Genomic DNA, 22,029 nt, shown 5'->3' with positions numbered 1-22,029 from the left:
GGCTTTCAATGATGTGCGTTGTGCACCTGAAGGGAGTCGAACCCCTAACCTCCTGATCCGTAGTCAGGTGCTCTATCCAATTAAGCTACAGGTGCCTTTTTTAACGGACTGCAAAAATATGCTTTCTTTTCAAACTAACATAGTTTTTTTGAAAAAAAGCCAATCGGTTAAAAATCAGGCCTTAAAATTCTTCCGGACCCTAATGTTGTTTTTAGTTCAGCACTTCACGTATCGCATCAAAATCAGGCAAATCACCCGCAGATTCCAGTACCTGTGCGTAAACGATCTGATGATCCTCATCCAGAACAAAGGCAGCTCTTTTTGCCACTCCCTTCAGATTGAATACAAATTCATCATAATATGCTCCGTATGCTTTTGAAACCTCTTTGTTAAAATCCGACAAAAGCGGAAACTGATAGTTGTTTAACTCTTTAAATTTTGCTAGTGTAAAAGGGGAATCAACAGAAATTGCCAAAATCGCTGCACCAAGCCCATCATAATAGCCGAAAGTATCGCGCATGGTACATAGTTGAGTGGTACAAACTCCTGTAAATGCCATTGGAAAGAAATGGATCACAACTTTTTTGCCTTTAAAATCACTTAATGAAATTTCCTTAAGTTCTGAACTGTACAATTTGAAATCAGGTGCTTTTTGACCTTGTGATAATGCCATATTTTTTAATTTATTTATATTTCGGTCAAAGGTAATATTATAAATAATTTCAGGATATTCTGCACACATACTTTGCTATTTCGACTCAGAAATCGCTTTGAGCTGAGCATCCACAAAGGCAATTCCCTCTTCAATGGATTTGGGATTGTAGCCCAGCACATTTTTCGCCTTATCCAGAATAAACCCGGTTCGTTTAGGGCGCTTTGCAGCCTGATTTAAACTTTCGGCAGGGATGGGTTTGATGAGGGCCTGATCCAGCTTCCAGTATTCAGCAACTTTCTTCACCAGTTCCAGTATACTCAGCATATCCTTCCCTGAAGCATTGAAAATCCCTTCAGCATTTTTCTTTGCGGCAAGCAGGCAGCATTCGGCAAGATCTTCGGCAAGGGTTGGCATGCGCCATTGATCATCTACCACATTGATCGGACTACCCTTTTCGAGTGCTCCCTTTGCCCAAAGAATGATGTTGCTCCGGCTCATGTCATTTACGATACCATAAACAATGATGGTTCGCAAAATAACCCATCTGCAGGATGATTGCTGCAGAAGTTGCTCCGCTTCAAGCTTTGTTTGCCCATAATAACTCAGTGGATTAGGCTGATCATCTTCGGTATACGGACCGCTTTCTCCGTCGAATATAAAATCGGTAGACAGCTGTATTAATTGAATGTTGTGTTGCTCAGAAAGTCCGATCAGGCTTTCAACCGAACCTACATTAAGTGCATAACAATTTTCTTTATCACTTTCGCAGGCATCTACATTGGTCATGGCTGCAGTATTAATAATCGTATCGGGATTATATTTTTCTACGACCCTCTGAATTTGCAGCGGATCGAGTATATCCATATCCTCATAGATGTATCCATCTTTTACCGGATGCCGGTTAGGACCCTTTGAGCTTGCAATTAAAACTATTTCGGGATCGTGCAGACAAAGGTCCGTTAATTTCTGACCCAATAGGCCATTACTGCCGGTTACAAGAATTCTTTTCATCGCCCAAATAAAACAGTAATTTTTCAAAGAAAGGAAAAAAATGTGATTCAATTGATAATGGAGAGTTGATAGTGGAGAATGGAGAGTTGGAAACAAGATTCCTGAGTACCTTGAAAATCTTCACCCTGTCTTGGTTCCTGGCTCTTGGTTCTTGGCTCTCACTACTCAATACTATTTACTAAATATTATAAAAAAACTTCAATTAAGTATTTGATTTACGGGGATAAAGAGTATTTTTGCAGACCAAAAAATGCCCCTTAAACGGGCTTAAATTGTTGATTTAATAAAGATTTACAAAAAATATGCCAAACGCCGGAAAAATTGCACAGATTATCGGACCTGTAGTAGACGTCAGCTTCACTGAGAATGCCCAATTGCCAAAGATTTACGATGCACTTGAAATTGTAAAAGATAACGGACAAAAGATCATTCTTGAAGTTCAGCAACACCTTGGAGAAGATAGAGTTCGTGCTATCGCGATGGACTCAACAGACGGACTTGTTCGTGGAATGAAAGTAATTGATACCGGATCTGCTATAAAAATGCCTATTGGTGACAAGATCAAAGGTCGTTTGTTCAACGTTGTTGGACAGGCTATCGACGGAATTGATACAATGGACAATTCTGATGGTTATCCAATCCACAATACTCCACCAAAATTCGATGAATTAAGTACTGAAACTGAAGTACTTTTCACAGGGATCAAAGTGATTGACCTTCTTGAGCCTTATGCAAAAGGTGGTAAGATCGGTTTGTTTGGTGGTGCAGGTGTTGGTAAAACAGTATTGATCATGGAGCTGGTAAATAACATTGCGAAAGCATATGCAGGTTTATCAGTTTTTGCCGGAGTTGGTGAGCGTACACGTGAGGGAAATGATCTTTTACGTGAGTTTATTGAGTCGGGTGTAATTAATTATGGTGATGCCTTCAAACATTCTATGGAAGAAGGCGGCTGGGATCTAAAATCTGTTGATAAAGAAGCATTAAAAGATTCTAAAGCTACACTGGTATTCGGACAAATGAATGAGCCTCCTGGTGCACGTGCACGTGTTGCTTTGTCAGGTCTTACTGTAGCTGAATATTTCCGTGATGGTGAAGGTGAAGGACAGGGAAAAGATATTCTTTTCTTCGTAGATAATATATTCCGTTTCACTCAGGCAGGTTCTGAGGTTTCGGCACTTCTTGGACGTATGCCATCTGCGGTAGGATATCAGCCAACACTGGCAACTGAGATGGGATTGATGCAGGAGAGGATCACATCCACTAAGCGTGGTTCAATTACATCTGTACAGGCTGTTTATGTGCCTGCGGATGATTTAACTGACCCTGCACCGGCAACAACATTTGCTCACCTTGATGCAACAACCGTATTATCCCGTAAGATCGCTGAGCTTGGAATTTATCCGGCAGTGGATCCATTGGATTCAACTTCACGTATCCTGAATGCCGCAACACTTGGTGATGAGCATTATGGTACTGCACAACGTGTGAAAGAAATCTTACAGCGTTATAAAGAATTACAGGATATCATCGCCATTCTTGGTATGGACGAGTTATCTGAAGAAGATAAACTGGTAGTAGGTCGTGCTCGCCGCGTGCAGCGTTTCTTATCCCAGCCTTTCTTCGTAGCTGAACAGTTCACCGGATTAAAAGGTGTATTGGTTGACATCAAAGATACCATCAAAGGATTCAATATGATTATGGACGGTGAAGTGGATGAGTATCCTGAAGCTGCGTTCAACCTTGTAGGTACTATCGAAGATGCAATCGAGAAAGGCAAAAAATTATTAGCTGAAGCAAACGCGTAAATTAGTACAGAGATATTAGTATTGAGTATTGTGATCCGATACTCAATACTCAATACTCAATACTCAATACTCAACTATGAAACTAGAAATATTAACTCCTGATAAAAAAGTCTTTGAAGGCGAAGTAAGGTCTGTGACCGTACCGGGTACCATGGGATCTTTCGAAGTACTTAAAGATCACGCACCTGTAATTTCAACTTTGGAAGATGGCAAAGTAATCATCCGTACTGATAAGGATGAAGAAACTATTTTTATCAAAGGCGGTGTCATTGAAGTACTTGATAATAATATTATGGTACTTGCTGAAGGAACACAGAATTCCTGAGCCACATTAAAAAAAGAAGCCCCTCTGATCAACAGATCGAGGGGCTTTTTTTATGCACTTAATTTTGATTTTTTTCGGACTCTTTCAGGATTTCAGGCAGAAATCAGACGGTTTGATCTGAACGAAAATTTCATGAACCGAAAACCCAAAACCGTTTTGGTATATTTACGCAAAATTTAATATTGATATTTTTTATCATATCAGAATTTAATATTGATTTTTAAAAATTTTTAATATTTTATTCTAATTTAAAAAAAATGCATTGCCTATTGATACTTAAATCCGAAGGCCTTAAATTGAGATTTAAATGAAACAGGAAATTATAAACGTTTGTATAATGAATGGCGCTTTGAATCTTAATTTTAATAAACTGACTATTCCGGGTATCCTTTCCCTCATTTATATTCTGCTCGTCCCTGCTCTTAAGGTGTAAAATCTTTTAAAATCAAATAAAAAGACCAGCGCCTTCCTTTAATAGAAAGGCTTTTTTTTTAGATAAAATATAGTTAAAAAATAGAAATTAAGATACAAGAATCTGAACAATGGAACTTAATAAATACAGCAAAACAATCACCCAGGATCCAACGCAACCAGCCTCACAGGCCATGCTGTATGGGATTGGATTAACCAGAGAAGATCTGGCCAAGGCACAGGTAGGCATTGTAAGTATGGGCTATGATGGTAATACCTGCAATATGCACCTGAATGAACTTGCCGCAGTGGTCAAGAAAGGTGTCTGGAACAATGATTTGGTTGGTTTAATGTTTCATACCATTGGTATCAGTGATGGTATAACAAATGGTACAGAAGGAATGCGTTATTCTCTGGTTTCCAGAGATTTGATCGCCGATTCTATCGAAACTGTCTGCGGCGGACATTACTACGACGGACTTATTGCATTACCGGGTTGTGATAAGAATATGCCGGGAGCTATCATGGCGATGGGCCGCTTGAACAGACCGGCAATCATGGTTTATGGTGGAAGTATCCATTCCGGGAATTATAAAGGGCAATCGCTGAATATTGTTTCGGCATTTGAAGCATTAGGTCAGAAAATGGCTGGCAACCTTGCAGAAGAAGATTTTCAGGGAGTTATAGAACACGCTTGTCCGGGTGCAGGTGCCTGTGGTGGCATGTATACTGCAAATACAATGGCTTCAGCAATTGAAGCAATGGGAATGAGTTTACCTTACAGCTCAACCTATCTGGCATTGAGTGAAGAGAAGAAGCAGGAATGTCTTGATGCTGGTAAATACATCAGGATACTACTTGAGAAAGATATCAAACCAAGAGATATCATGACAGAAAAGGCATTTCATAATGCCATAATAACGGTAATGGTTCTTGGTGGTTCAACTAATGCAGTTCTGCATTTGATTGCCATGGCTAAATCGGTTGGAATTAAGCTTGACCTTGAATATTTCCAGAGGATTAGTGATGAGACTTCAGTTATTGCTGATCTTAAACCTAGCGGAAAATACATGATGGAAGACGTTCATGCGATTGGCGGATTACCCTCAGTTTTAAAATATCTGTTACAAAAAGGATTGCTGCATGGTGATTGCCTGACCGTTACAGGAAGAACACTGGCAGAAAATGTGGCCGAAGCTGCTGATCTTAATTTTGAAAATCAGGATGTAATCTATCCTTACGAAAATCCGATAAAGAAAACCGGGCATTTACAAATGCTTTACGGCAACCTTGCACCTCAGGGTTCTGTTGCTAAAATAAGTGGAAAGGAAGGCGAATCATTCACTGGTCCGGCGCGTGTATTTGACGGTGAGTTTGAATTGATCCATGGTATCAGTAGCGGGAAGGTGAAAGCAGGCGATGTTGTTGTAATCAGGAATGTTGGGCCTAAAGGTGCACCGGGCATGCCCGAAATGCTTAAACCAACATCTGCGATCTTCGGAGCCGGCTTAGGTGCTTCAGTTGCGCTTATTACAGATGGACGCTTTTCAGGAGGAACACATGGTTTTGTGGTTGGGCATATTACACCGGAAGCTTTTGAAGGCGGAAATATTGGTCTTGTGAAGGATGATGATATCATTCAGATTGACGCGAACAAAAACTCCATCGATGTAATGATCACAGCCGAAGAAATGGAACACAGAAGAAAACTATGGCAGCAGCCGGCACCTCCTGTTAAGAACGGAGTGTTATTTAAATATTTTAAACAGGTAAAGAACGCCAGCGAAGGTTGCGTAACTGACGAAGAATAATGAAATGATCGGGTGAATTGATTCATTTGATTATTGATACAAACACATAAATAAATAATTATGGAAATTGAGCAGCAGGCATTGAGTAACCCTACAGGAGTTGAAACGATTGAAATTTCGGGTTCTGTAGCCCTTCTCGAAGCATTGATCGCCGAAGGCACAGAAGTAATATTCGGGTACCCTGGCGGGGCAATTATGCCGATCTATGATGCATTGTACGATTACAAAGAAAAATTAAACCATATTTTGGTAAGACATGAGCAGGGTGGTATTCACGCCGGCCAGGGTTTTGCCAGAACTTCGGGCAAGGTCGGTGTGGTATTTGCAACCAGCGGCCCCGGTGCTACCAACCTGGTTACCGGATTAGCTGATGCTATGATCGACAGCACACCTCTGGTTTGTATCACCGGCCAGGTATTTGCACATCTTTTGGGTACTGACGCATTTCAGGAGACAGATGTAATCAATATAACCACTCCTGTCACAAAATGGAATTATCAGGTCACTGATGCTACAGAAATTCCGGAAGTACTCAGCAAGGCTTTCTACATCGCGAGAAGTGGAAGACCCGGACCTGTTTTGATTGATATTACAAAGAATGCTCAGATACAGAAATTCGATTATAGTGGTTATACCCCCTGCAATCATATCCGTAGCTATCGTCCTAAGCCGCTCATCCGCAATGAATATATAGAACAGGCAGCTGCCTTGATCAATCAGGCAAAAAAGCCTTTTGTATTGTGGGGACAGGGAGTAATTCTTGGAGAGGCAGAGAAAGAATTCAAAGCTTTCGTAGAAAAGAGCGGAATCCCTTCAGCATGGACCATTCTGGGAGCCGGGGCTATCCCAACAGATCACCCATTAAATGTGGGAATGCTGGGTATGCATGGGAATTACGGACCTAACGTTCTGACCAATGAATGCGATGTAATGATTGCTATTGGAATGAGATTTGACGACCGTGTAACCGGCCGCCTTGATAAGTATGCCAAACAGGCAAAGATCATCCACCTGGATATCGACCCTTCAGAAATAGATAAAAACGTACAGACTACTGTTCCGGTGTGGGGCGATTGTAAGGAGACCTTACCGGCCTTAACAGCGCTTATTCAGCAGAAGACCTATCCTGAATGGCTAAAGAAATTCAGAGATTTCGATCAGAAAGAAATCGAAGCTGTAATCAATGATGAACTACATCCGGCTTCTGGTGAACTGACTATGGGTGAAGTGATAAGTCACTTAAATGAATTAACTCATGGTGAGGCAATCATCGTTACCGACGTAGGCCAGCACCAGATGGTAGCCTGCAGGTATGCAAAACTTAACAAAACCAGAAGTAATGTAACCAGCGGCGGACTTGGAACCATGGGATTTGCATTACCCGCAGCCATAGGAGCAAAATTTGGAGCACCCGAACGTACAGTTGTTGCTGTTATCGGCGACGGCGGCTTTCAGATGACCCTTCAGGAATTGGGAACAATTATGCAGAGTAACATCGACGTGAAGATCCTGATTCTAAACAACAGATTCCTGGGAATGGTAAGGCAATGGCAGGAACTTTTTAATCAGCACCGTTATTCCTTCGTTGATATAGAAAGTCCTGATTTTGTTGCACTTGCCGCTGCCTACAGAATTAAGGGAAAGAGTATTTCAGAGCGTGGGGAGATTTCCTCTTCTTTAAAAGAAATGCTTGAACACAAAGGTTCTTTCCTGCTTGAAGTAATGGTTACCAAAGAGAATAATGTATTCCCGATGGTACCACAGGGATGTAGTGTTAGCGAGATCAGATTGAAATAATAAGCCCCACCAACCTCCCCAAAGAGGAGGATAAAGAAAATTATATGGATTCAAATAAAATTAATATCGCACCAGCCTCCCTCTCCTCAGGAGAGCCCGCCCGTGCCGGTACGGACGGGGGCCGGGATGAGGCTAAACAGGAATTCACCATAACTGTCTATACTGAGAACCAGATTGGGCTTCTTAACCGGATTGCGATCATCTTCACCCGTCGCAAAATAAATATTCATAGTCTGAATACCTCGCCTTCTGAGATCGAGAGTATTCATCGCTTTAATATTGTGGTTCAGGAAACAGAAGATGTGGTCAGAAAACTTTCCAGGCAAATTGAAAAGCAGGTTGAAGTTCTAAAGGTGTATTTCAATACCAACGATGATATTATCTGGCAGGAAATGGCTCTTTATAAAGTGCCTACAGATATTATTGCAGAAAAAGCAAGTGTGGAGCGCTTACTTCGTGAAAATGGCGCCAGAGCAGTTGTGATCCGCAAGGATTATACAGTGTTTGAAACTACAGGCCATCGCGAAGAAACCGATGCCCTGATCAGGATACTTCAACCATTTGGACTCATTGAGTTTGTACGCAGCGCACGTGTAGCCATTATCAAGAACAGTGATGGCTTTAACCGAAAACTACGTGAATTTGAAAAAGCAGAACCTGGTGAAGATGTTAATGAAAATGAATACCTGAATAAAGGTCAGCGGATATTCACCATGTAAGCTCAATAAAGAGACAATTAATAATCAAAATCATTAAATAAAAAACAAATAGTAAAAACAAAACAATATGGCAAAGATCAATTTCGGTGGAGTTACAGAAGAGGTAGTAACCCGCGAAGAATTCCCCCTAGACAAGGCTCGTGAAGTTCTGAAGGATGAAACTGTAGCAATTATCGGTTATGGTGTTCAGGGTCCCGGACAAGCATTAAACCTACGCGACAATGGCATCAGAGTGATTATCGGACAGCGTAAAGATTCAAAAACCTGGGATAAAGCGATTGCTGACGGATGGGTTCCTGGCGAAACTTTGTTCGAAATTGAAGAAGCTGCCGAAAAAGGTACAATCATTCAATATCTGTTATCAGATGCCGGACAGATTGCACTTTGGCCAACGATAAAAAAATACCTTACTCCTGGAAAAGCACTTTATTTTTCGCATGGATTTGGTATCACTTACAAAGAGCAAACCGGTATTATCCCTCCTGCTGATGTAGACGTGATCCTGGTTGCTCCAAAAGGATCAGGTACATCATTACGCCGTCTGTTTTTAGCTGGTAAAGGTTTGAATTCTTCATTCGCTATCCACCAGGATGCTACAGGAAAAGGCAGAACACGTGCAATTGCATTAGGAATTGGTGTTGGATCAGGATATCTGTTCGAAACTGATTTCCGTAAAGAAGTTTACTCTGACTTAACTGGTGAGCGCGGAACTTTGATGGGCGCAATCGCAGGTATCTTCGAAGCACAGTACAATACCCTTCGCAGAAACGGACACTCTCCTTCTGAAGCGTTCAACGAAACTGTTGAAGAACTTACTCAGAGTCTGATGCCATTGGTAGCAGAAAACGGTATGGACTGGATGTATGCGAACTGCTCAACTACAGCACAACGTGGTGCATTAGACTGGAAAGGACGTTTCCGTGATGCTACCCAGCCTGTATTTGATGAATTATATGAGAGTGTAGCATCTGGTAAAGAAGCTGAGCGTACAATTAAATTGAATAGTCAACCTGATTACCGCGTTAAACTTGAAGCAGAGCTTAAAACACTTCACGACAGTGAGATCTGGCAGGCAGGTCAGGCAGTTAGAAGTTTACGCCCTGAAAATCAACCTGAGAAGTAATAAGTTATAAGTACTAAGTTGTGGGTTTTAAGTTAACAGCCGTTGCGCATAAACTTAAAATTTACAACTTATAACCTACAAACTATGGCACATACCCTGTTTGATAAGATCTGGAACAAACATGTTGTCAGCAGAAATGCGGGATTTCCGGATACCTTATACATTGATGTTCATCTCATCAATAAGATAACGAGTGTAAGAGCTTTTGAGGGTTTACGGAAACGAAATATACCGGTTTTCAGACCTGCTCAAACCCTGGTTCTGAAGGATCCGGCTTATAGCCAGCATCTGCCAGCATCAGACCTGTCGCGATTTCAGCTTGACCTCTTTAACAGGAATTGTCTTGATTTCGGATTGGAAAAGTTTGAACAGAATCTTGTTGATCAGACCGATATTTTGATTGCATTTCCGGGACAAACTCTGGTTTTTGATCAAAATCATACAGATGATTTAGGTGCTTTTGGGGTTTTATCTATCAATATCAATGAATTATTAGTAGAACAGGTATTGGCAACACAATGCTTGCTGATAAACAAGCCTAAGCGAATGAAGGTAGAAGTGAATGGGAGATTGGCTAAAGGACTTGGGGCAAAAGATATTAATCATTTCCTGCTTTCAGAAATATCCGCAGCAGAGGCAAATGGTTATTTTATTGAATATGCAGGAGATACCATCCTTGATCTGGATATGGAAGGCCGGATGGCTATCTGTAATATGAGCAGGGAAATTGGGGCTATTGGCGGTATAATAGCACCGGATGATACCACTTTTGAATACCTGCGAAGCAATGAAATTATGCAAGAAAGTGAAAGTGCAGAAGAAACTCTTTCATTCTGGCAAAGTCTGTATTCTGATGAGGCTTCGGTTTTTGACGAAGTTCTTGAGTTCGATGCAGAAGATATTGGTCCGGGGAATTATGGTATTGGTCTTTCCAGGCTAATCCAGTCTAAACCGGCAAATGAACGGTCAGAAATGATTACTCCTAATGGTGCGGCAATAATTGCAGGTTATAACGATACTGATTATCTGTTAAACCATCTGGATAGTATTGAAAATTTCGAAAGCACAACGATATATAAAGTTTACGACGGGGCATAATCCCCATATTTAAGATCAGAGCCGCTGAATTCAGGCAAAAAATGGAGCAAAATGCTTTGTTAAAGAAAAAAAGTATGTTACACGACCCAAACCGCATCTATATTTTTGACACCACCTTAAGGGATGGAGAGCAGGTACCCGGATGTCAGTTATCTACCGTTGAAAAGATCGAAATAGGCAAAGCCCTTGAAAAACTCGGAGTAGATATCATTGAAGCCGGCTTTCCGATTTCAAGTCCCGGTGATTTTCAAAGCGTGGTTGAACTCTCGAAAGCTGTTCGTGAGCCGGTAATTTGTGCATTAACCCGTGCAAATAAAGGAGATATTGATTCGGCTGCTGAAGCCCTAAAGTTTGCTAAGCGACCAAGGATTCATACAGGTATCGGTTCATCGGATAACCACATTAAATATAAATTCAATAGTACAAGGGAAGCAATTCTTGAGCGTGCCATTGAGGCTGTGAAGTATGCCAAGAGTTTTGTTGAAGATATCGAGTTCTATGCAGAAGATGCAGGAAGAGCGGATAACGTATTTCTGGCGCAAATGGTCGAAGCTGTTATTGCAGCAGGAGCCACAGTAGTAAATATCCCCGACACAAACGGATATTGCCTGCCGGAACAATACGGTGAAAAGATCCGTTTCCTGAAAGAGAATGTAAAAAATATTGACCATGCTATCATTTCAGTTCATTGTCATAATGATTTGGGATTAGCTACTGCCAACAGTATTGCGGGTATTCAGAACGGAGCGCGCCAGGTAGAATGTACGATCAATGGAATTGGTGAGCGTGCCGGGAATACGGCACTGGAAGAAATTGTGATGATTCTAAAGACTCACAAAAGTCTTCATTTTACTCATCAGGTAAATAGCAAGCACTTATACGAGCTTAGTGGGATGGTGAGCCGCATGATGCGCATGCCTGTTCAGCCAAACAAAGCCATTGTTGGTAAGAATGCATTTGCACATAGTTCAGGTATTCATCAGGACGGTGTATTAAAACACCGTGAAACTTATGAGATCATCAATCCTGAAGATGTAGGCATTGACCAGTCTGAAATCATCCTTACCGCGCGCAGCGGAAGGCATGCCCTGAATCATCATCTTGAACGCTTGGGATATACTATTGAACGCATAGATCTTGATCAGGTCTATGATAAATTCCTGACTATGGCTGATGGCAAAAAGGAAATCAGGGATGATGATATTCTTCTGCTAATGGGCGATAAGGCCGAGTCAAATTACAAAGACGGTCTTTCTATAAAGAGCTTGCAGGTGAGCTGTGGTGATCAGGCAAGTCCGGAGGCAACTATTAAATTGTTTTACAAAGGCAGTATCCATGAAGCTACTTCAGGAGGAAACGGACCGGTAGATGCCACGATCAAGGCAATTGAAAAAATCATCGGAAGAAGCTTCAACATCAAAGAGTTTAATATCCATGCAATTCACAGCGGCAGTGATGATGTGAGTAAAGTGGATATGCTTGTTATCAATGAGGGTAAATCCTACAAAGGTTATGGTTTCAGTACAGATATAGTACGTGCATCTGCAAATGCTTATCTGGATGCACTGAATAAGTTTGTATAGAAGTTGTAAGTGATAAGTTATAAGTAGTAGGTTGTAAGTTGTAAGTAAGAAGTGATAAGTGATAAATCGGTTAATATCTAAATACTAAATACTGAGTACTAAATACTAAGTACTGAGTACTAAATACTAAAATATATGAGCAATACATTGTTTGACAAAGTGTGGGATTCTCACGTGGTTCGTAAGATTGAAGGTGGGCCTGATGTGTTATTTATTGACCGTCATATGGTTCATGAAGTTACTAGTCCGGTGGCCTTTCTTGGACTGAAAAGCAGAGGACTTAAGGTATTGTATCCAGAACGTACATTTGCTACTGCAGATCACAATACCCCGACCATCAATCAGCATTTACCGGTTGCAGATCCTCTTTCAGCGAATCAGTTGAAGGCACTTGAATCCAATTCAAAAGAACACGGAATCAGTTACTGGGGTTTAGGGCATCAGAAAAATGGTATCGTTCATGTGGTGGGGCCTGAGTATGGTATCACACAACCAGGTGCAACCATTGTTTGTGGTGATTCACATACTTCAACTCATGGTGCGTTCGGTGCAATCGCTTTTGGTATAGGCACTTCTGAAGTTGAAATGGTCCTAACTACTCAGTGTATCATGCAGCCTAAGCCAAAGAAGATGAGAATCAACATCAATGGTGAGTTGGGTAAAGGGGTAACACCAAAAGACGTTGCATTGTTTATCATATCACAATTGAGTACTTCGGGTGCCACGGGATATTTTGTAGAGTATGCCGGCGAAGTCTTCGAAAACATGAGCATGGAAGGCCGGATGACGGTGTGTAACCTGAGCATCGAAATGGGTGCAAGAGGTGGTATGATCGCACCTGATGAAACTACCATCAACTACGTGAAAGGCCGCGAATTCAGTCCGAAAGGCGAAGCATGGGACAGAGCACTGGCTTATTATAAGAGCCTGAAAACAGATGCTGATGCAGTTTTTGATAAGGAATATACATTTGACGGTTCTACCATTGAACCAATGATCACCTATGGTACTAATCCTGGAATGGGTATGGGCATTTCGAATGCAATTCCTAAAGCAGGAGAAGTTGAAGGCGGGGCTGCAACATTTGCCAAATCATTAAACTACATGGGTTTCCAGGAAGGCGAGGCAATGATGGGGAAACCGGTTGATTATGTATTCATTGGCAGCTGTACCAATGGCAGAATTGAAGATTTCAGAGCTTTTGCTTCCATTGTAAAAGGAAGAAAGAAAGCAGATAATGTTACCGCATGGCTTGTTCCCGGATCACATATTGTTGAAAAACAAATTCAGGAAGAAGGCTTGCTGGATATTTTCACGGAAGCTGGCTTCACTTTGCGTCAGCCAGGGTGTTCTGCATGTCTGGCTATGAACGATGATAAAATCCCGGCAGGAAAATATGCCGTCAGTACTTCGAACAGGAACTTTGAAGGACGTCAGGGTCCGGGTTCCAGGACCATGCTGGCAAGTCCGCTGGTTGCAGCAGCTGCTGCAGTAACCGGAGTAGTAACTGATCCGAGAACATTAATTCAATAACAGGCGAAATTTCGCATAAAGACATAAAAATGGCTTACGATAAATTCAACATATTAAAAAGTTCTGCAGTTCCATTGTCAATTGAAAACGTGGATACTGATCAGATCATACCTGCCCGCTTTTTAAAAGCTACAGAACGTGTAGGATTCGGAGATAACCTTTTCCGCGACTGGAGATATAACTCAGATGACAGTCCTAAAGCAGAATTCGTACTCAACAACCCGCTTTACAGTGGTAAAATTCTGGTTGGAGGAAAAAACTTTGGTTCTGGTTCATCCAGGGAACATGCTGCATGGGCAATTTATGATTATGGATTCAGATGTGTAGTGTCCAGCTTCTTTGCAGATATTTTCAAAGGCAACTGCCTTAACATTGGGGTTTTACCGGTACAGGTTAGTCCTGGGTTTGCTGATAAAATATTTCAGGCGATTGAAGCAGATCCTAAAACAGAACTAGAAGTGAATTTGCCGGAACAGACGATTTGCATTCTGTCAACAGGAGATAAAGAATCATTTGACATCAGCTCATACAAAAAAAGCAATATGATCAATGGCTTTGATGACATTGACTATCTGGTAAATATCAAGCCGGAAATACAACAGTTTGCATCCAATCTGCCGATATAAACAAAACCATACTAATGGGAAAGAAGAGAATAGAGATAATGGATACAACACTCCGTGATGGTGAACAAACCTCAGGGGTTTCGTTTTCTATTTCGGAAAAACTTACCATCACACAGCTTCTTCTTGAGGAACTCAGGGTTGACCGTGTAGAGGTGGCATCCGCAAGGGTATCGGAGGGTGAGTTTGCTTCAGTGAAGGCCATTATGGATTGGGCAAATACCCATGGACATACTGACAGGATTGAGGTACTTTCATTCGTAGACCAGGGAGTTTCAATTGAATGGATGGCAAAAGCAGGTGTTAAAGTCCAGAACCTTTTAACCAAAGGATCTTTAAACCATTTAAAACATCAGCTGAAAAAGACTCCCGAGCAGCACTTTGCTGAAATTGCTGACATCTTTAAATTGGCGACAAAACACGGTATTTCAAGTAATGTTTACCTTGAAGACTGGAGTAATGGCATGCGCAATTCTCCTGAATATGTTTTTCAATATCTTGATTTTCTTGCATGCCAGCCGATAAAAAGAGTTCTGCTACCCGATACGCTTGGTGTGCTGACACCCTCTGAAACCTTCGAATATATTTCGCAGATCAAAACCAGATATCCGAAAATTCATTTCGACTTTCATGCGCATAACGATTATGACCTCGCAAATGCCAATATTCTCGAGGCCATCAAAGCAGGAGCCGATGGTTTGCATTTAACTGTAAATGGTATGGGTGAAAGGGCAGGCAATGCCTCCATGGCCAGTGCGGTTGCTGCCATCAACGATTTTATGCCTGAAGTTGAAATCAATATCAATGAAGAGGCAATTTACACGGTAAGTAAACTGGTAGAAACTTTTTCAGGAATCAGAATCCCTTCAAACAAGCCCATAGTCGGAGAAAATGTGTTCACGCAAACTGCTGGCATTCATGCCGACGGAGACAGTAAGAACAACCTTTATTTTAATGACCTGCTTCCGGAACGTTTTGGAAGAAAGCGCACCTATGCCTTAGGAAAAACCTCGGGCAAAGCTAATATTGAAAAGAATCTCCAGGAACTGGGTCTGAAACTGAGCGATCAGGATCTGAAAAAAGTAACACAACGTGTTATCGAATTAGGAGACATGAAAGAAACGGTAACAAAGGAAGACCTCCCTTATATCATTTCTGATGTTTTAAACAGTCCTTCAACTACCGATAAGGTGATTGTTGATTCTTATGTTTTGACGCATTCCAAAGGATTAAGACCATCGGCGACGATTTCTGTGCGCTTTGATGGAGAATTATTTGAAGAAAATGCTCAGGGAGATGGACAATTTGATGCCTTTATGAAAGCTCTGGGCAAAGTCTATGAGAAAAAGAATGCCTGCCTTCCTAAGTTGATCGATTATGCAGTAAGAATTGCACCGGGAAGTAACTCAGATGCCTTATGCGAAACGATCATTACCTGGGAAACACCAACTAAAAAATTCATTACCCGTGGCCTTGATTCAGACCAAACCGTTTGTGCGATCAAAGCGACTCAGAAAATGCTAAACATTATTTAGTTGGTTAGTTGGTTGGTTGTTAGTAGATTGATATTAACAAGGATAATCATCATCATTTAAAGTTTTTACCATACTTATAACCTACTACTTATAACCTATAACTTAATACTTATAACTCAAAAGATGAAATTAAATATCGCCCTTTTAGCCGGAGATGGAATAGGACCTGAAGTAATTGATCAGGCTGTAAAAGTATGTAATGCCATTGCAAAGAAATTCGATCATGAAATCAATTGGACATCTGCATTAACAGGTGCCTGTGCTATTGATGCAGTGGGTGAACCTTATCCTGATTCAACGCATGAGGTGTGTATGGCTGCTGACGCGATTCTGTTTGGTGCGATCGGTGATCCGAAATATGATAATGATCCGAAAGCTCCTGTTCGTCCGGAGCAGGGCTTGCTGAAGATGCGTAAAAAACTGGGTTTGTTCGCAAACGTTCGCCCAACTTTTACCTTTCCTTCATTAATTGATAACTCTCCCCTAAAGAGAGAACGTATCGAAGGAACAGATCTGATCATTCTGCGTGAGTTAACAGGTGGAATTTACTTTGGCGAGCGTGGCAGAAAAGACAATGGTAACACTGCCTTTGATACCTGTACTTATACCCGCGATGAGATCATCCGCCTGGCGAAGCTGGGATTTGAGATGGCGATGAAGCGTTCAAAAAAATTGTGCTGCGTGGATAAAGCAAACGTACTTGAAAGTTCACGTTTATGGCGCGAAACTGTTCAGGACATGGAAAAAGATTATCCGGAAGTTACAGTAAGCTATGAATTTGTAGATGCTGTGGCTATGCGCCTTGTTCAGTGGCCAAGTTCTTACGATGTAATGATTACTGAAAACCTTTTCGGAGATATTCTAACGGATGAGGCATCAGTTATTTCAGGATCGATGGGATTGATGCCATCTGCATCGATGGGCTTACACACGTCCTTATTTGAGCCTATACACGGTTCGTATCCTCAGGCAGCAGGAAAAGATATTGCCAATCCTTTGGCTACTGTTCTTTCTGCCGCTATGATGTTCGAAGATGCATTCGGCTTGAAGAAAGAGGCTGAACTAATCAGGGAAGTCGTAAATAAATCACTCGAAGAAGGAATAGTGACTGAGGATATTGCGGGTAAAAATAAAGCGTACAAGACTACGGAGGTTGGAGATTGGTTAGCCAATAACATATAGGATTAATAGGATGGCAGGATTAGGATTATAGGATTTTAGGATTAAAGGATTGGAGATTAAGAACCAATTATTTAAATCCTACAATCTTATAAATCCTGCCCTCTCTTATTAATCCTTAAATCCTATCATCCTAATTAATCCTACTTCTTCTGGTAATTTTTATTATCCAAATGATTAAGATTATACACCCGCTTAAATTCAAGGCTTTTTGCACCAAAATTTATCAATAATCCAATAGGCAAATTATAGGCCTGACAATAATTCATCGCCTGCGCCAGGTGCACATCTTCCATTCTTACAAGGGCTTTCAGTTCAAGCATAATAAGCTCTTCTACAAAAAAATCAACTCTCCTTGTCCCAAGTTTGATTCCTTCATAATAAATCTCAATGACCATTTCTCTTTCAAAACGCAGGTCTGATCTTTCCAACTCAATGGCTAATGCCCGCTGATAAATGACCTCCTGAAAACCATTCCCAAGAACTCCATGGACTTTCATCGAACAGGCAATTATTTCATGAGTAAGTTCTCCATATTTCATCTAAAAATGATTTAATAAAGAAACTTACATAATCCCACTCCACTAAAATTACAGTAACAAAGAAATCCTACAATCCTATTAATCCTTCAACCCTATAATCCTACAATCCTTCAATCCTATAATCCTAGTCGAACTCTAGATAGCGCCCTATTTGCACCTGCACCTTATCTCCCTTCTTATATATTCCTGGTCTCTGATTAATAGCAATCAATTCAATCCCACTCCTTTCCAGCAAGATATCCTCATAAAAACCTTTGAAAAAGATTGTTTTTACCTGGTAACTCCTACTGCTCCAGCCGCTTTTGAGTTGTACCCATTCGGGATAGATCATCACCGTATTCATTTTAGTCCGTATACCTAAAACCCTCGCCTCTTCGGCAGGAAGTACAAAGGCGTTTCCTAATAGTTTTGCTGTATAAATATGTGCAGGATCAGCATAAATATCTTCCGGACTCCCCGATTCAATAAGTTTGCCATCTTTCAGAATAATCATCTTATTGGCAAGGGTAAGTCCATCCACAGGATCATGCGAAACCATAATGATAGTGATACCTAACTGATCACATAAATGCTTCAAATCTGTACGAAACTGGGTTTTCAGCAAGGCGTCAAGCTGACTGAAAGGCTCATCCAGAAGCAGTACTTCGGGTTCAGTAATAATTGCACGGGCCAGAGCCACACGCTGCTGCTCTCCACCGCTCAGTTCAACAATCTTCTTATTAGCAAGATGTTCAATGCCAAGAAGTTTCATCATATCAGCTGCCTTTTGTTTCTTACCCTTCAAATCTTCATTAGAAAGCATGCTCTCAATATTTTCATAAACCCTGGCATAAATATTCAGATTAAAATCCTGACTCAGCATTTTCATTGAATCATGGCCGGGGATTAGTTTTTCATGTGGCCCCTCGAGGTGTTGCCCCTTGAAAAATACCTCTCCCGAATCCGGAGCAAGCAGGCCGTAGATAATTTTAAGCAAAGTACTTTTACCGCTTCCGCTTTCACCTACTATGGCTACAAAATCTCCTTTCCTAATTGAGAAATCAATTTCACTAACACCGGCTCTGGCATCTTCAGTATAATGCAGACTTACTTTTTCAAGTGAAATAAGAGTATTTGACATGGAATCAAATATATAAAAAAAGCCCCGCCTGATGTTCTAAAAACAAAGGCGGGGCATCATGAAAATAGTATTTTAGAAACCGAACATCAGTCCGAAGGAAAGATTTTTAAAGTCTTTAGGTCCCTGCCCATCAGCAAAAACATCATTACCATAATATTTTGCATAAACTCCCATTCCACCATAACCTATTCGGGCAAATGCACCGTAACGGAATGGATTAAAATTATAATCATCCTTAAATTTATCCTTCCCATTTGCATCACTGACCTGCTTTATTTTACCATTCAGAAGGAATCCTATTTCCGGACCGAAGACAAAATTTAACTTATCACCCTTTTTATCATCATTAGTACGTAACTGAAATGATAACGGGATACGCAGGTACTGACTGGAGAATCGATTCTTCTTATAGTCAACAGCATCTGTGACATAAGTTAAGCTGGATTTATCCTTTTGAAAAGTAATATTTTGTTTCAGGCGCATGTGATTCCAGTCGAGACCTGCACCGGTATAGATTTTAAAGTGACTGTTGAAACGATAGCCCATCTGGAAGAATTCGAAACCAAAATTGCTGCTTTTCCAGGTCTCGCGTTCCAGGAAAGAGTTTGCAGGCGACAGGGTATAGCTTCCCTTATCGGTATAGGTACTCAAACCAATATCAAAACGAGCTGCAATGAACTGGAATGTGACTTTTGAAGCCGGTTTTGAGTCATTTTCAGTACTATCTTTTGAATCACTTTCACCGATTTTAATTGTAATACTTCTTTTTTCACTCTTAACAGTATCACGAGTAACAACCAGCACAGTATCCTTTTTATCCTGTGCAAATCCACCTGCCGCAAACATTGACAAGAGGGAGTAAACTAATAATCTTTTCATTTTTGTAATTGTAAACGGGTTAATCTATTTTTTGCCTTTAATTTTTACTAATCCTAAATTGATACCTGAAACCTCAGATCCTTCATCGCTATCCTTGAATTCGATGAGTTTATCTTCACGTTTATCAACCTTTGCGATGACAAAGTTGACGAGGCTACCAATACTTCTGATCTTCCTCTGACCTCTGACCTCTGATTCTTCCGGGTTGATCTCATCTTCAGAAAAATCAGCTTTAGCCATCATATCCGGTTGTGTTACATCCAATGCCGACTGATCTCCGGAATATCTGTTCGGAACCTTAACTGATTTCTTTGGCTGTACCTGGTTGACCTTTTTAACCGGTTCAGATGCAATTACAATAGGCTCGGCTGCGGGTACTTTAACTTCCGGCCCGGCAACAGGAACCTTCTGAACCAGGGAGTACTCGCTCGATTTTACTTCGGAAGCATTTACCATGTTAAAATCGGGAAGATTCGTTTTTTCTGTTTGAGGACCATTAAGCGGTGCTTCAATTGTAAGGGGTGCTTCATTTAACTCAGGACGGGAGGAATTCTCCTCAATATTCTGAGCCATTTCAGTACTCCCCTGTAGTTTGATCACTTCCTGCGGTCGGAAATACAACAAGCCGGCAGATATCAATACTACAATACTGGCAGCAGCCATCCAGAATGAAGGAAAAGCTGCTTTCCTCCTTTTCTGATCCATAGTACCGGTAATTTTTTCCCAAACTGCAGCCGAAGGCTCGATCTCAAGATCTCCAAAACGCTGTTGGAATAATTTATCCAGTTCTTTATCCGATATGGGATGCATAATTTAAGCCCTCCATTTTAATTATTTTATCTTTTAATATTGCTCTGGCTCTCGACAATTGTGATTTCGAAGCGCCTTCAGATATTCCTAATTCCTTTGCAATTTCTTTATGCGAGTAGCCTTCAATTGCATACATATTGAAGACAATCCGATAACCATTTGAAAGTTGCTGAACCAGCTTCATCAAATCATTCAATTCCAGCTTACCCATATCAAATGTTGATTGCGGCTGATCGTACACTTCATCGATATCTACCACATTTAAACTTCTCAGATTCTTACGATACGTTTCGATAGCCGTATTAACCATAATTCTTCTGATCCATCCTTCAAATGAGCCATCACTTCTGAACTCAGTAACTTTTTGAAATACTTTAACAAAACCCATTTGAAGAATGTCCTCAGCCTCAAAAGTGTCTTTCGCATATCGCATACATACGCCCATCATTTTGGAAGCGAGTGCTTTGTAAAGGTTCTCCTGTGCTTTTCGATCACCCTTTTTGCACCCATCCAGCAAACTATCTATTGTAAATGTCCGGTCCAAATTCATATGCTTTAAAGGTAAGATGATTGGAAGTACCAATTAGTTGCATCCGAAAGAAAAAAAATGCAAAAATTTTACTTTTAAGGAAAGTGCCTATGGGTGAAGAGCTAATGGGTCTTTGAGGTAAAATGTGAAGATGTGAGAGGAATTGGGGTAAATGGTACGGTGATAACACCGACCAGAGGGAAATTTTTATATTTTCACTGACTTCAAACCTGCAGTATTTGTACCTATAATGACAGGATTGTTCATAAGCTTTGGCCTAAGCACAAAATCTCCGTTAACGTTTTTTCCCTCCGCCCGGGGCGGATGGTGCGGTACGCAAAGGCCAAGCCATAGCACTAACTTCAATAGCATCAGGTGCAGCGGCGGCATTTTGTTTCTTTTCTGCTGAAGGAAAAGAAAAAGAGAATAATTATGAGTTAAAAATAAGGTCATTACTCCTACATTTTCAATTTTCACCCGACACTACTGATTAGTGATTTAACTTTTAAAAAAGATTCTTTGGTCGTGTTAAATTTCTACTGATTTATTGGAAAGCCTGGCCTATACACGTCGGCTAGTTCAGTCCGGCTCTTCGCTTTAGTTTTTGCCGGGACAATTAATGTAAAAAAGCGCAAGGTATTGGCAAAAAGCTATCGCTTCGATCCGGTTTAGATGGGTAAAGTAATGCTACTATTATTGTTTGTTGAAAAGCCATACTCCTTTCTCATCGGATATGCCTCTTGTAGTGAGAATACGATTCCGGCCACCGAGCCGGAATCTCCCTCATCTACTCTTGATTTGTCATTCCCTTTGGTCAATGAAAGAATATTTATTAGCTATTGTTATTGTTGAAATGGGGGGTCCGGGGGGTGTTAAAAAACTAAAAGCATTGTGGATAACGTTTTAATAAAAGGCAGGGTGAACTATTGTCATTCCTA

19 protein-coding genes and 1 tRNA gene are annotated in these 22,029 nt (G+C 40.9%); 12 read left to right on the top strand and 8 right to left on the bottom strand.

The window, feature by feature from the left end:
- Positions 1-21: 21 nt before the first annotated feature.
- The 3 genes from Q8M41_RS04370 to Q8M41_RS04360 all read right to left on the bottom strand — a co-directional run bounded on the left by Q8M41_RS04370 (position 22) and on the right by Q8M41_RS04360 (position 1,666).
- Positions 22-95 (bottom strand) — tRNA-Arg (locus Q8M41_RS04370).
- 116 nt (positions 96-211) lie between these two features.
- The gene (locus Q8M41_RS04365; RefSeq protein WP_305364027.1) at positions 212-673 is read right to left on the bottom strand and encodes a redoxin domain-containing protein; all 462 of its coding nucleotides are present in this window, start codon (positions 671-673) and stop codon (positions 212-214) included.
- Positions 674-748: 75 nt separating this feature from the next.
- On the bottom strand, positions 749-1,666 hold the full coding sequence (locus tag Q8M41_RS04360) for an SDR family oxidoreductase (protein WP_305364026.1): 918 nt from the start codon (positions 1,664-1,666) through the stop codon (positions 749-751).
- Positions 1,667-1,968: 302 nt separating this feature from the next.
- Here Q8M41_RS04360 and atpD point away from each other — a divergent pair, with 302 nt between their 5' ends.
- From atpD to leuB, 12 genes are all read left to right on the top strand, one after another.
- Entirely contained in the window at positions 1,969-3,474 is a 1,506-nt protein-coding gene (atpD, locus tag Q8M41_RS04355) for a F0F1 ATP synthase subunit beta (protein WP_305364025.1), read from the top strand.
- 76 nt (positions 3,475-3,550) lie between these two features.
- Positions 3,551-3,799 (top strand): ATP synthase F1 subunit epsilon, encoded by a 249-nt coding sequence (gene atpC / locus Q8M41_RS04350; protein WP_305364024.1) that lies wholly within the window; start codon positions 3,551-3,553, stop codon positions 3,797-3,799.
- 542 nt (positions 3,800-4,341) lie between these two features.
- Positions 4,342-6,021, top strand: a complete 1,680-nt coding sequence (ilvD, locus tag Q8M41_RS04345) for a dihydroxy-acid dehydratase (RefSeq protein ID WP_305364023.1) — start codon at positions 4,342-4,344, stop codon at positions 6,019-6,021.
- A 60-nt stretch (positions 6,022-6,081) separates the two neighbouring features.
- Positions 6,082-7,818, top strand: coding sequence for a biosynthetic-type acetolactate synthase large subunit (gene ilvB, locus Q8M41_RS04340; RefSeq protein WP_305364022.1), 1,737 nt, complete (start codon positions 6,082-6,084; stop codon positions 7,816-7,818).
- A gap of 44 nt (positions 7,819-7,862) precedes the next feature.
- A complete protein-coding gene (gene ilvN / locus Q8M41_RS04335) occupies positions 7,863-8,537 on the top strand; it encodes an acetolactate synthase small subunit (protein ID WP_305364021.1) in 675 nt (224 codons plus the stop codon).
- A 67-nt stretch (positions 8,538-8,604) separates the two neighbouring features.
- Positions 8,605-9,660 (top strand): ketol-acid reductoisomerase, encoded by a 1,056-nt coding sequence (ilvC, locus tag Q8M41_RS04330; RefSeq protein WP_305364020.1) that lies wholly within the window; start codon positions 8,605-8,607, stop codon positions 9,658-9,660.
- A gap of 84 nt (positions 9,661-9,744) precedes the next feature.
- On the top strand, positions 9,745-10,758 hold the full coding sequence (locus tag Q8M41_RS04325) for an aconitase family protein (protein WP_305364019.1): 1,014 nt from the start codon (positions 9,745-9,747) through the stop codon (positions 10,756-10,758).
- Between the two features lie 41 nt (positions 10,759-10,799).
- Positions 10,800-12,341, top strand: a complete 1,542-nt coding sequence (locus tag Q8M41_RS04320; protein ID WP_305364018.1) for a 2-isopropylmalate synthase — start codon at positions 10,800-10,802, stop codon at positions 12,339-12,341.
- A 135-nt stretch (positions 12,342-12,476) separates the two neighbouring features.
- A complete protein-coding gene (leuC, locus tag Q8M41_RS04315) occupies positions 12,477-13,874 on the top strand; it encodes a 3-isopropylmalate dehydratase large subunit (RefSeq protein WP_305364017.1) in 1,398 nt (465 codons plus the stop codon).
- A 29-nt stretch (positions 13,875-13,903) separates the two neighbouring features.
- A complete protein-coding gene (leuD, locus tag Q8M41_RS04310) occupies positions 13,904-14,500 on the top strand; it encodes a 3-isopropylmalate dehydratase small subunit (protein WP_305364016.1) in 597 nt (198 codons plus the stop codon).
- 14 nt (positions 14,501-14,514) lie between these two features.
- On the top strand, positions 14,515-16,032 hold the full coding sequence (locus tag Q8M41_RS04305; RefSeq protein ID WP_305364015.1) for an alpha-isopropylmalate synthase regulatory domain-containing protein: 1,518 nt from the start codon (positions 14,515-14,517) through the stop codon (positions 16,030-16,032).
- Between the two features lie 123 nt (positions 16,033-16,155).
- Entirely contained in the window at positions 16,156-17,214 is a 1,059-nt protein-coding gene (gene leuB, locus Q8M41_RS04300; RefSeq protein WP_305364014.1) for a 3-isopropylmalate dehydrogenase, read from the top strand.
- Positions 17,215-17,354: 140 nt separating this feature from the next.
- Here leuB and Q8M41_RS04295 read toward each other — a convergent pair whose 3' ends face one another.
- The 5 genes from Q8M41_RS04295 to Q8M41_RS04275 form a co-directional block, all read right to left on the bottom strand.
- Positions 17,355-17,753, bottom strand: coding sequence for a GxxExxY protein (locus Q8M41_RS04295; protein ID WP_305364013.1), 399 nt, complete (start codon positions 17,751-17,753; stop codon positions 17,355-17,357).
- Positions 17,754-17,877: 124 nt separating this feature from the next.
- Positions 17,878-18,873 carry an ABC transporter ATP-binding protein gene (locus tag Q8M41_RS04290; RefSeq protein ID WP_305364012.1) on the bottom strand — a complete coding sequence of 332 codons (996 nt, stop codon included), beginning with the start codon at positions 18,871-18,873 and terminating at the stop codon, positions 17,878-17,880.
- A gap of 72 nt (positions 18,874-18,945) precedes the next feature.
- Complete coding sequence (locus tag Q8M41_RS04285; RefSeq protein ID WP_305364011.1) at positions 18,946-19,752, bottom strand: outer membrane beta-barrel protein; 807 nt, start codon at positions 19,750-19,752, stop codon at positions 18,946-18,948.
- Between the two features lie 24 nt (positions 19,753-19,776).
- A complete protein-coding gene (locus Q8M41_RS04280) occupies positions 19,777-20,562 on the bottom strand; it encodes a hypothetical protein (protein ID WP_305364010.1) in 786 nt (261 codons plus the stop codon).
- The gene (locus Q8M41_RS04275; RefSeq protein ID WP_305364009.1) at positions 20,543-21,112 is read right to left on the bottom strand and encodes an RNA polymerase sigma factor; all 570 of its coding nucleotides are present in this window, start codon (positions 21,110-21,112) and stop codon (positions 20,543-20,545) included. Before Q8M41_RS04275 ends, Q8M41_RS04280 begins: the two co-directional genes overlap by 20 nt.
- Between the last annotated feature and the right edge of the window lie 917 nt (positions 21,113-22,029).

It is taken from the genome of Daejeonella sp. (genome assembly GCF_030684675.1).
GTDB lineage: Bacteria > Bacteroidota > Bacteroidia > Sphingobacteriales > Sphingobacteriaceae > Daejeonella.
This window is presented reverse-complemented; position numbering and strand designations above follow the sequence as displayed.